Below are 12935 nucleotides of genomic sequence, written 5' to 3'. Positions count from 1 at the left end.
GCGTGAGACGGACCAACCGACGCCGGTCTCCCACGCTGTACTGATCGTGCTGTACGTGTGGGCCCGGTGTGCGTCGATTCGTGATGTTCGTATCGGAATCGCCATCGATCGGCGACGGTCGGACCGGTCGAGCAGAGTGCGTCCCACGCTCCCCCGCCTCTGTCCGAGGCTCAGCGGAAGCGTTCGGCCTCACGTGCGAGTTGCACGAGGTCGGCGCACAGGGACTCCACCTCATGGGCCGCCGCACCTTCGGCAACGGCTGTCGCCACGTCCTCGGCGGCACATCGAACCTGGAAAACCCGGTCGACCATGGCGGAGGCTTCCTCCGAGGTGAGCACCACCGCATCGGCTGGGATGCTGGTGCCCTTGACCTGGGTGCGCTGCTCGTACGCGCGTTGACGGCACGATTGGCGGCAGTACCGGCGACGCCGGCCCATCCCCGTCTCTGCCACTTCGCGTCCGCACCACACACAGGAATCCGGTCTGCGGGAGGCGCTGGTCATGGTCGACCACCTTACTGCGCGGCGCCCCCGAGCCCGCCCGGTAAGATGTCGAGGTTGCATCTGCGCGGCGTGCGGGAACCAATCGGGAGGCCGTGGCGTTGTAGATGAGTGTGAACGCTTGGTGCTGGTCCAGGCGTGCTCGCGCGGAGACGAACGAGGAGAGGACACAACCATGGCAGATCGCGTACTTCGAGGGAGTCGACTCGGAGCGGTGAGCTACGAGACCGACCGTGACCACGACCTCGCGCCCCGTCGGATGGCCAAGTACCGGTGCGACAACGGTGAGGTCTTCGACATTCCCTTCGCCGACGATGCCGAGATCCCCGGTACGTGGCTGTGCCGCAACGGCCTCGAGGGAACCCTGGTCGAGGGCACGGCGCCCGAGGCCAAGAAGGTCAAGCCGCCGCGTACCCACTGGGACATGCTGCTCGAACGCCGTTCCAAGGAGGAACTGGAAGAGCTGCTGAAGGAGCGCCTCGACCTGCTGAAGGCGAAGCGCCGCGGAGCCTGACACAGGCCACCGAACCGTACGAACGCCGTCTCGGCTCTGCCGGGGCGGCGTTCGCCGCGTCCGGGGGGTGTGCGACCCCGCCTTCGGCGCGGTCCGGGGTGCCTGCGACCCCATTTTGGGCGGGGACGGGATGTTCGACACGGACAAGCTTCTGTAGGCCACTGGGCTGGTCACCGTCTCGACAGGACTCATCCAAGTACTCCGATCTGCTGAACGCGGGCGCGTTACATTCCGAGCACACCAAGCACCGAGCGTCACGCCCCGAACACGCAGTCGAAGAAACCACGTATGACCGACCTCCCGGGCTTCCATACCGTGTGAGAGGTAGGTCACATGACCGCTCTCAATCTACTATTCGGTACGGCGGAGTCAAGGGTTTGGTCTTCTCTTCGGGCAAATCTCACACCTGGGGTATGAAACCGGCACCCTGAAACCACGGCAGGTCCGGCGTTCACGATGTTCCGGGTGGTCAACCGCTCATTTCCACTACAACCGCTCACATTTCGTGGTATTTCCCCATCACCGCCCAAACCAAACCTTGCGGTCGGTTGAGCGGCGGCGGAGTGCGGTCATCGCACCGAGTGCGGCCGGTTCTCGCTGTCGTCCGGGTCGGTGTCCCTGCCGGTGTCGGGCGCGGCGTGCCGCGGCCGGCGCCGCGAACGCTCGAGGTGCGGCGCGATCGCGGCGAGAGCGTCCGGTGTCGTCATCGTCCAGTGCGTCGCGTCCACCGGGTGCTCGTCGATCCTTCCGCGCACGAACGGGCCCCAGCAGGTCACCGGGTCGACGTGGAAGCCGTCGTCGAGGGCGGCCGTGAAGAACACCAGTTCGCCGTCGAACATTCTCGGGCGGTGTCCGTCGATGAGGTCGGGGGCCCGCAGCGCGTTGCCGTAGATCCGGTCGAGTTCCGGGGCGGTGAGCGCCGCCAGCGGACCGCCGACGACCCGGAGCAGCGCGGCCGCCCGCTCGGCGTCGAACTGCCCGCCGGGCGCGAGTTCGTCGAGAACACCGTCGTCGGGCAGGTCCAGGCCGGCACCGCCGAGGAGATCCGCCGTGGTCGCGGTGTTCTCCACGCTGCGGTCGAGTCCGACGTAGCTGTCGAGGAGTCCGAGCAGACGCACCTCTTCGCCCGCCGCCTGCAACTGCACCGCCATCTCGTGAGCGATGACCCCGCCCAGCGACCAGCCCACCAGGTGGTACGGGCCGTGCGGCTGGATCGAGCGGATCTCCCGGACGTAGCGATCCGCGAAGTCGGTGATCGTCTCCGGGTGCGGCTCGTCCTCGGTCAGCGCCGGCGACTGCAGCCCGTAGATCGGCCGGTCCTCGGTCAGTTCCCGGCTCAGCCCGGCATAGCTCCAGGCAAGCCCGATGAACGGGTGGACGCAGAACAGCGGCTCCGCCGTCCCTCGGGTGCGGATCGGGAGCAGCACGTCGAGCGAGGCGCCGGCGCCGCGCACTCCGTCGGTCGCCGCGTTCTGGATGCGCTGCCCCAGCGACCACGGCGTGGGGTCGGTGAACATCCACTGCAGCGGGAAGTCGATGCCCAGTTCGGACCCGAGCGCGGACGCGACCCGGGTGGCGATCAGGGAGTTGCCTCCGAGGTCGAAGAAGCTGTCCGTGGCTCCGACCCGGTCGATGCCGAGGACCTCGCCGAACACGGTGGCGACGGCCCGTTCGGCCGCGGTCCGTGGGGGCTGGTACTCGGCGGCGGCGGAGCGGACCTCCGGTGCGGGCAGGGCCTTGCGGTCGAGTTTGCCGTTGACCGACAGCGGGAAGGTGTCCAAGTGCACGACCTGCGCCGGAATCATGTACGACGGGACCCGGGTCGACAGGTGTGCGCGCACGTCGGACCACTCGGCCGCGCGCCGTCCCACCAGATAGGCGACGAGGGCTTCCTCGCCGCGTTCGTCCCGGTGCACCACCACGACCGCCTGCACCACATCCGGGTGCGCCTCCAGGGCCGCCTCGATCTCCCCCAACTCGATCCGCTGCCCCCGCAACTTCACCTGGAAATCCGTACGACCCAGATACTCCAACGCCCCGTCCCCGCGGCGCCGCACCAGATCCCCCGTCCGATACATCCGCCCACCCGCGGCGAACGGGTTCGCCACGAACCGATCCGCCGACAGATCCGCCCGATTCAGATAACCGCGCGCCAACTGATCACCCGCCAGATACAGCTCCCCCGCCACCCCGTTCGGCACCGGATGCAACCGCGCATCGAGCACATACACCTGCGTGTTCCACACCGGACGACCGATCGGGACCGACAGCGTGTCCGACGCACCGGTCTCCCAGTACGTCACGTCGACCGCAGCCTCCGTCGGCCCGTACAAATTGTGCAGACCCGCACCACTGACCGCCCGGAACCGCGACACCTGCTCCGGCGTCAGCGCCTCCCCCGAACAGAACACCAACCGCAACGAATCACACTGCACCACAGCAGGTTCAGCAGTGAACACCGACAGCATCGACGGCACGAAATGCGTGGTCGTCACGTGACGTTCCTGTATCAGCCCTGTCAGGTACCGCGGATCGCGATGCCCGTCGGGTGCGGCGATCACCAGGGACGCCCCGACCTGCAGCGGCCAGAACAGCTCCCACACCGACACGTCGAACGTCACCGGCGTCTTCTGCAGAACGACGTCCGAGCTGGTCAGGGCATATTCGTGCTGCATCCACAGCAGCCGGTTCACGATCGCACCGTGCGTGACCGCGACCCCCTTCGGACGGCCCGTCGAGCCGGACGTGAAGATCACGTACGCCGTGTTCGCCGCGGACAGCGGCCGGAGCCGGTCCCGATCGGTGACCGGCGCGCTGCCGTACCGGGAGAGGTCCTCGGAGGCGACGTCGATGACGGGGACCGAGCCGCTGTCGGCGAGTCCGGCACCGCTGACCAGCACACATGCGGGCCGTGCGGTGTCGAGCACATACGCGGTGCGCTCGGCCGGATGGTCCGGATCGATCGGCAGGTAGGCGCCGCCGGCCTTGACGACGGCATGGATTCCGACGAGCAAATCGACCGAACGGCGCATCTCCACCGCCACCACCGACTCGGGGCCGACGCCCTGTTCGATCAGTCGGCGCGCCAGCCTGTTCACGCGGGCGTCGAAGCTCGCGTAGGTCAGCTCCTCCCGGTCGCAGACCACCGCGATCCGGTCGGGGTCCGTCGCCACCGCCGCGTCGACCAGCGACGCGAGGGTGCCGGCGGGCACGGGGTGCGACGTCGCGTTGGTGCCGGCGATCTGTTTCCGTTCACCGCTGCCGAGGACGTCGAGGTCGCCGACCGCGGTGCCCGGACTGTCGACCGCCGCCCGCAGCACCTGCAGGAACCGCTGCCCGAACACGTGCGCGGACGGTTCGTCGAACAGGTCGGCGGCGTACGTGAGGCGGGCGGCGATCCCGCCGGGGCCTCCCTCGGAGTCGAACTGTTCCATCAGGGTGAGTTGCAGGTCGAACTTGGCGATGTCCACGTCGAAGTCGACACCGCTCACCGACAGGTCGCCGAGTTCCAGTGTCGCCTGGTCGAGGTTCTGGAACGTGAGCATCACCTGGAACAAGGGGTGCCGCCCGGTGGACCGCGACGGATTGACGACCTCGACGAGGCGCTCGAACGGGACGTCGGCGTGGGAGAACGCGGCGAGATCGGTCTCGCGCACGTCGGCGAGGAGTTCGGCGAACGTGCGCGCGCCCTCGACGTGCTGTCGCAGGACCAGCGTGTTGACGAACATGCCGATCAGGTCGTCGAGTTCGCGTTCGCCGCGGCCCGCGACGGGGGTTCCGATGGCGATGTCCGCGGAACCGGCGAGCCGGCTCAGCAGCACCGCGAGCGCCGAGTGCACCACCATGAACACGGACGCGTTCGCGTCCCGCGCCGCACCCAGCAGCGTGCCGTGCAGATCGGATGGCACGGTGAAGTCGACGGTGCCGCCCCGGTACGACGCGACCGCGGGACGCGGCCGGTCGGTGGGCAGATCCAGCTGATCCGGGGCGCCCGCGAGGGTCTGCGTCCAGAACGCGAGTTGCCGCGCCGATACCGAGTCGGGGTCGGTGTCGTCGCCGAGGAGGGCCCGCTGCCACAGTGCGTAGTCGGCGTACTGCACCGGCAGAGGCGCCCAGTCCGGGCTCGCGCCCGCCGACCGCGCCGCGTACGCCGCCATCACGTCCCGCACCATCGGCGCCATCGACCAGCCGTCGCCGGAGATGTGGTGCACGACCACCGCGAGGACGTGTTCCGTCGCGGAGATCCGGAAGATCCGCACCCGTACCGGAACCTCCGCGGTGACGTCGAATCCGGTGGTTACCAGGTCGGCGATCAAGGTGGGCAGTGCGGTCTCGTCGGTCGCGACGACGGACGCGTCATCGACCCGGTCGGCGGGCAGGATCACCTGGTGCGGGCCGTCGGCGGAGTCCGGGTAGATCGTCCGCAGCGACTCGTGCCGGTGGAGGACGTCGGTGACCGCGTGCTGCAGTGCGTCGACGTCCAGGACGCCCGACAGCCGGACCGCCACGGGGATGTTGTGCACGGCGGAGTTCGGGTCGAACCGGTTGAGGAACCACATCCGTTGCTGCGCCGAGGACAGCGGGAGCCGTTCGGGGCGCACTGTCGGGGTCAGCGCCGGGCGGGTGGGTGCGGTCGCGTCCGTCGAGTCCAGCAGCGACGCAAGGGCACCGACGGCAGGCGCCTCGAACAGGGACCGAATCTCGACGCGGCGACCGAGCGTCGCGGACAGCCGGGCGACCACCCGGGTGGCGACGAGGGAGTTGCCACCGAGGTCGAAGAAGTTCGCGCCGGTGCCGACTTCCTCGACGCCGAGTACGTCGGCGTACACGGCGGCGACGATCTCCTCGGTCGGTGTTGCGGGCGCGCGGTATTCGACTGCCGTCGAGGCGAAGTCGGGTGCGGGGAGCGCCTTGCGGTCGAGTTTCCCGTTCGCGGTCAGCGGCAGTTCCGCGAGCACGACGAGGGCGGCGGGCACCATGTAGCCCGGCACCGCGGCGCCGACGTCGGCCAGCACCGCGGCGGGGTCGACGGTCGAGCCGTCCGCGGGGACGACGTAGGCGACCAGGGCGGTCCCGGTGTGGTGGTTCTGGTGGGCGACCACGACGGCCTGCCCCACCCCGGCGGACCGCACCAGCGCCGATTCGATCTCGCCGAGTTCGATGCGGAATCCGCGGACCTTCACCTGGAAGTCGGAGCGCTCGAGGTACTCGAGGACCCCCTTCGCGTCCTGGACGCGCCAGCGGACCACGTCACCGGTGCGGTAGAGCCGTGAACCGGGTGCGCCGAACGGGTTGGCGACGAAGCGCTCGGCCGTCAGATCGGTGCGGGCCACGTAACCGCGGGCCAGCTGGTCACCGGCCAGGTACAGCTCCCCCGCCACCCCGACGGGAACCGGGTTCAGCCGGGCGTCCAGCACGAACGCCTGCGTGTTCCATTCCGGTCCGCCGATGGGGACGGTGTCGGCGTCGCCGTCGGTGTGGGTCCAGGCGGTCACGGACACGGCGGCCTCGGTGGGCCCGTACAGGTTGTGCAGGGCAACGGAGCCGAACCGGCTGCAGAAACGGGCGGCCGTGTCGGCGGGCAGCGCCTCACCGATGCACAGGACCCGGCGCAGGGCCGGCTGCTCCCCCGCACCCGGGGTGAATGCCTCCAGCAGGGACGGCACGAAATGTGCTGTCGTGACGCGCTGCTGACGCATGAGGTCCGCCAGGTAGGCCGGGTCGCGGTGACCGTCCGGGCGCGCGATGACGAGCCGGGCACCCGCCGTCAGCGGCCAGAACAGTTCCCACACCGACAGGTCGAACGTGACCGGCGTCTTCTGCACGACGGCGTCGGTGGTGTCGAGCGGGTATTCGTGCTGCTTCCAGCGGAGTTGGTTCGCGATGGCGGCGTGCGACACCCCGACGCCCTTGGGTCGGCCGGTGGACCCGGACGTGAAGATCAGGTACGCCGTGTTCTCCGGTCGCAGCGGCGCGCGGCGGTGCGCGGCGGTCACGGGTCCGCGCGGGGCGAGGTCGAGGGTGTCGATCTCGAGTACGGGGACGTTTTCGGCGGTGAACCCGTCCGCGGACGTGGTGAGGATGCACACCGGGCGTGCCGTCTCCAGCACGTACGCCAGCCGGTCTGCCGGATGGCCGAGATCGATCGGCAGGTACGCGCCACCGGCCCGCAGCACCGCGTACATCCCGGCGAGCAGTTCGATCGACCGGTTCATCGCCAGCCCCACCACCGCTTCCGGCCCCACGCCTGCATCGATCAGCCGGTGGGCGAGCGCGTCGACGCGCCGGTCGAACTCGGCGTACGTCAGTTCGGTGCCCTCGAAGAAGACCGCGGGGTCGTCGGGTGTGCGCACCACCTGAGCGGAGAACAGGTCGGGGAGCGTCGTCGGCGGCAGATCGACAGCGGTGTCGTTGAATTCCGTGATCACCGACTGCCGTTCGGCGTCGTCGAGCAGGTCGATGGCACCGACCGCGATGTCCGGGTTCTGCACGACCGACCCGAGGATGCGGGTGAACCGTTCCGCGAACGCCCGGACGGTCGCGTCGTCGAAGAGGTCGGTGGCGTAGGTGAACTGGGCCTCGATCACGTCCGGGGTGCCGTCCGCGTCGTGCTTCTCCGACAGTGTCAGGTGCAGATCGAAGTTGGAGATCGTGTTCGGCACGTCGAGTCCCTCGACGTGCAGGCCGGGAAGTTCGAGTGTGGTGGCGGCGAGGTTCTGGAACGAGAACGCCACCTGGAACAGCGGGTGGTGTGAGCGCGAGCGCGCCGGGTTCAGCACGTCGACGAGGCGCTCGAACGGGATGTCCGAGTGCGCGAACGCGCTCAGGTCGGTGGACCGTGCGACGTTCAGGCTGTCCACGAACGAACTCTCGAGGTCGACGTGGGTGCGCAGAACCAGGGTGTTCACGAACATGCCGACGAGTTCGTCGAGGGATTCCTCGCCGCGGCCGGCGATGGGCGCGCCGACGGCGATGTCGGATTCGTTGCTCAGTCGCGCGAGCAGCACCGCGAGCGCGGTGTGCATCACCATGAACAGGGAGGTGTTCCGGCCGCGCGCGAGGGTCAGCAATGCGCGGTGGGTGCCGGCGTCGATGGTGAACGGCACGTGCGCACCCCGGTGGGAGGCGACCGCGGGCCGGGAGCGGTCGGTCGGCAGGGACAGCCGGTCCGGCAGACCGTCCAGGGCGCGGGTCCAGTACGCGATCTGTTCGGCGGCAACCGATTCGGGATCGGACTCGTCGCCGAGGAGTTCCCGCTGCCACAGGCTGTAGTCGGCGTACTGCACCGGCAGCGGCGTCCACAGGGGGACGTGTCCCTCGGTGCGGGCGGTGTAGGCGAGCATGACGTCGCGGGCCAGCGGGGCGAGCGACCAGCCGTCCCCTGAGATGTGGTGGGCGACCATGACGAGCACGTAGTCGTCGGCGCCGACGCGGTACATCCGCGCCCGCAGCGGCACGTCCGAGGTGACGTCGAAGCCCGTCGTCACGAGTGCGAGCACCCGTCCGAGGATGTCGTCGGGGTGCGCCGGCACCGGGGTCAGGTCAGGCACCGCGTCGGCGGCGGGCACTATCATCTGGTGCGGGCCGTCGGCGGAATCGGGGTAGACGGTGCGCAGCGCCTCGTGCCGTCCGACGAGATCGGCGATGGCGATCTGCATGGCGCGCAGGTCCACCTCACCCGACAGCCGGAGTGCGACCGGCAGGTTGTAGGCCGGTGACGCGGTGTCGAACTGGTTGATGAACCACATCCGCTGCTGGGCGAGCGACAGCGGAATGTGTTCGGGGCGAACCCTCGCCGTCAGTGCGGGCCGCCGTGCACCGTGAGTGGTGGTCTCGGTGATCCGCGCCGCGAGCGCGGCGACGGTGGGCGATTCGAACACCTCACGGACCCCGACGTGGACGTCGAGGGCGGCGTTGATCCGCGACACCACCTGGGTTGCGAGCAGCGAGTTGCCGCCGAGGTCGAAGAAGCTGTCGTGGATGCCGATCTCGGGCAGGGCGAGGATGTCCGCGAAGATGCCGGCGACGATCACCTCCATCGGGTTCCGCGGCGCCTCGAACGTCGTGGCCGCGGCGGCGAAGATCGGTTCGGGCAGCGCGGCCCGGTCCAGTTTGCCCGCCGGGGTGAGCGGCAGGGCGTCGAGGAGGGTGACAGACGCGGGCACCATGTACGCGGGCAGGGTGCGGCCGACGAAATTCGCGACCTCGACGCGGTCGACGTCCTCACCGGTGAACGGCAGCACGTACGCGACGAGGGAGGTCTCCCCGTTCGGGTGCTCGTAGCCGACCGTGGTGGCGTACTCGATCTGCGGGTGTGCGGTGAGGGCGGCGTCGATCTCGCCGAGTTCGATGCGGAATCCGCGGATTTTCACCTGGTGGTCGGTGCGGCCGACGAAATCGAGGACGCGGTTCTCCCGCCACCGGACGAGGTCGCCGGTGCGGTACATGAGGTCGCCGGGCTCGCCGTACGGGTCGGCGACGAAGCGTTCGGCGGTCAGTCCGGGCCGTCCGAGGTAGCCGCGGGCCAGGCTCGGTCCCCCGACGTACAGTTCGCCCGGCACCCCCACCGGCACCGGACGCAGCCGCCCGTCCAGCACGAGTGCCCGCACCCCGCGGCTCGGACCGCCGATGGTGACCGGTTCGCCGGCGCGGAGGGGTTCGGTGATGGACGACATGATCGTCGCCTCACTGGGGCCGTATGCGTTGACCATGCGGCGTCCGGGCGCCCAGCGGGCGACCAGTTCCGGCGGGCACACGTCACCGGCGACGACGACCACGGCGAGGTCACCCAGCCCGCGGTGGTCCACCGACGCCAGCGCCGCCGGGGTCGAGAACGCATGGGTGATGCGTTCCGCCGCGAGCAGTTCCGCGAGTTCCGATCCGCCGTAGATCGTGGGCGGCGCGATGACCATCGTGGCTCCCGCGCCGAGTGCCATCAGCATCTCGAACACGGAGGCGTCGAAGCTCGGCGACGCGAAATGCAGTGTCCGCGAACGGGACGTGACACCGAGCAGCTCACGCTCGTCGGTCACCAGGTTCATCAGACCGCGGTGCGTCACCGCGACCCCCTTGGGCCTGCCGGTCGATCCCGACGTGTAGATGACGTACGCCACCTGGTCGGACAGGATCGGCCGCATGCGGTCGCGGTTGGTGAGCGGCAACCGGGACTCGTGGGTGCAGTGCACCTCGAGTGCCGGGTCGTCGAGGAGCATCCACCGGATCGAGTCCGGGAGCAGTGCCCGCTTCCCGGACACGGTGATCCCGACCATCGCCCCGGAGTCCTGCACCATGTGCAGGATGCGGTCCGCGGGGTAGCCGGGGTCGACGGGCACGAAGGCGGCACCGGTCTTGGCCACCGCCCAGACGGCCACCACCGATTCGAAGGACCGGGGCAGCGCCAGCGCGACCCGGGTTTCGGGTCCCACTCCCCTGTCCACCAGCAACCGGGCCAGCTGGTTCGACCGTTCGTCGAGGTCCCGGTACGTCAGGCCGGCACCGTCGAAGACGACGGCGAGGCCGTCGGGTGCTGCGGCGATGGCGTCGGCGAGGATCTCGGGCAGCATCTGCACCGGTCGCGGGTCGGCGCCGCGGACCGGGGTGAGCGCCGCGTATTCGTCTTCGCCGAGAACGGGGATGTCGCCGATCGGCCGCTGCGGGTCGGCGACGACCGCCTCGAAGATCCGGCGTAGCCGGGTCGCGTATCCGGCGGCGGTGCTCTCGTCGAAAATGTCGGTCGCGTAGATGAGTTCGGCGTCGATGCCCGCCGGCTCGGTCGTGTCGTCGAGCCGCTCGGTGAGCGTGAAGTGCAGATCGAACTTGGCGATGCTCGCGTCGAGGGCGAGCGGTTCCACCGACAGTCCGTCCAGCTCCAGTCCGTCGGCGGACACGGCCTGCACACCGAGCGCCACCTGGAACAGCGGGTGGTGCGAGGTGGAGCGGACCGGGCTCAGGACCTCCACCAGCCGCTCGAAGGGCAGGTCGGCGTGGGCGAACGCCTCGAGGTCGACGTCCCGCGCTTGCTCGAGCAGCGACACGAACGACGCTCCCGGATCCAGCGTCGTCCGCAGGACGAGGGTGTTGACGAACATGCCGATGATGTCGTCGAGTTCGGCCCGGCCGCGGCCGGCGACGGCGGTGCCGACGGCGATGTCGGCGGTGGTGCTGAGGCGCCCCAGCAGGACGCTGAGCGCGGCGTGGGCGACCATGAAGATGCTGGCGCCGTGCGCCCGTGCCAGCTCGGCCAGGGCCCGGTGGGTGCCGGCGTCCAGGGTGAAACGGGTCGCCGCACCCCGATGTGACGGCACCGCAGGCCTGCCCCGGTCGCCGGGCAGGTACAGCTGGTCCGGGACACCGGCGAGCGTGCGGATCCAGTAGTCCAGTTGCGCGGCGGCGAGGCTGCCCGGGTCGGACTCGGCGCCGAGCACCTCCCGCTGCCACAGCGCGTAATCGGCGTACTGCACCGGCAGCGGTGCCCAGGTGGGCGGATGGCCCGCGGCACGGCTTGCGTACGCGGTCATCACGTCGCGGATCAGCGGTTCCATGGACACGCCGTCGGCGGAGATGTGGTGGACGACGAGGGCGAGCACGTGCTCGGCGTCGCCCAGCGAATACACCTTCACCCGCAGCGGCACCGCCTGGGAGACGTCGAAACCGGTCAGGAGGAATTCCTGGAGATCCGCGCGCAACCCGGTCTCGCTCACCTGGACCGGTACGAGGTCGGGGGTGAAGTCTCCGGGATCGAGGATCACCTGGTTCGGCCCACCCCGGGAATCGGGGAAGACGGTCCGCAGCGATTCGTGCCGGGCGATCAGGTCACCGATCGCCGCGGCCAGCGCCGCCGTGTCCAGCGGGCCGGTCAACCGGACCGCTGCGGGCAAGTTGTAGGCGGGTGAGGACGTTTCGAACTGGTTGAGGAACCACATCCGCTGCTGCGCCAGCGACAGCGGGATCCGGTCGGGCCGGATGGCCGCCGTCAGCGGTGCGATCGCGGTGGATGGACCGTGCTGGTCGAGTCGCCGGGCCAGGGCCGCGACGGTGGGGGCGTCGAACACGTCGCGGATCGCGATCCGCGTCTGCGTCGCCACCCCGATGCGGGTGCTGAGTTTGGTGGCGGACAGCGAGTTGCCGCCGAGGTCGAAGAAGTTGTCGTCGACACCGACGCGGGGAACGCCGAGGAGTTCGGCGAAGACGGCCGCCACGACACGCTCCGACGCGGTGCGCGGCGCAGTGTATTCCGCCTTCCCCGCGAATACCGGTGCGGGCAGGGCATTCTGGTCCACCTTGCCGTTCGGCGTCACCGGCAGTTCGGTCAGCGGGACCAGCAGCGACGGAACCATATAGGAGGGCAGGCTGCCCGCTGCCTCGGCCAGGACGGCGTCGCGGTCCAGTGCGATGTTGCCGCGCGGCACGACGTACCCGACCAGGTGCTCGCCGGTGTGCGGGTCCGAGTGCGGGACGACGACCGCCTGCTCCACGTCCTCGTGCCGGAGCAGCGCGGAGACGATCTCGCCGAGTTCGATACGGAATCCGCGGACCTTCACCTGGAAGTCGGTGCGCCCGAGGTACTCGAGCAGGCCCGCCGCGGTCCAGCGGACGAGGTCGCCGGTGCGGTACAACCGTGCGCCGCACGTCGAGAAGGGGTCCGCGACGAAGCGTTCGGCGGTGAGGTCGGGGCGGCCCAGGTATCCGCGGGCGAGCTGGATACCGCCGAGGTAGAGCTCTCCCGCCACCCCGGCAGGCACCGGACGGAGGCGGTCGTCGAGGACGAGGGTGCTGGTGTTCCAGACGGGCAGGCCGATCGGGACGGTGTCGGAGTTGTCGGACCGGGCCGCGAAGAACGTGGTGGTCACCGCCGCCTCGGTGGGTCCGTACGTGTTGTCGATCTCGGCGGGATGGGACGCCCGGAAGTCGTCGATCGCCTC

General features: G+C 69.8%; 2 protein-coding genes and 1 pseudogene (1 of these 3 only partly in view). 1 reads left to right on the top strand and 2 read right to left on the bottom strand.

Annotation, left to right across the window (positions count from 1 at the left end):
- Positions 1–170: 170 nt before the first annotated feature.
- Positions 171–503 (bottom strand): hypothetical protein, encoded by a 333-nt coding sequence (locus tag BLV94_RS00985; RefSeq protein WP_072946210.1) that lies wholly within the window; start codon positions 501–503, stop codon positions 171–173.
- 172 nt (positions 504–675) lie between these two features.
- On the opposite strand from BLV94_RS00985, the gene BLV94_RS00980 reads away from it, so the two are divergent.
- The gene (locus tag BLV94_RS00980; RefSeq protein WP_005255751.1) at positions 676–1014 is read left to right on the top strand and encodes an RNA polymerase-binding protein RbpA; all 339 of its coding nucleotides are present in this window, start codon (positions 676–678) and stop codon (positions 1012–1014) included.
- A gap of 569 nt (positions 1015–1583) precedes the next feature.
- Here BLV94_RS00980 and BLV94_RS00975 read toward each other — a convergent pair.
- A pseudogene (locus BLV94_RS00975) lies at positions 1584–12935 on the bottom strand (non-ribosomal peptide synthase/polyketide synthase) (its annotated part continues 16845 nt past the right edge of the window); the annotation flags it as partial.

This window comes from Rhodococcus koreensis (assembly GCF_900105905.1).
In the GTDB taxonomy this organism is placed as follows: Bacteria; Actinomycetota; Actinomycetes; order Mycobacteriales; family Mycobacteriaceae; genus Rhodococcus_F; species Rhodococcus_F koreensis.
Note: the sequence above shows the minus strand (reverse complement) of the source record. Positions and strands in the feature narration are given on the sequence as shown.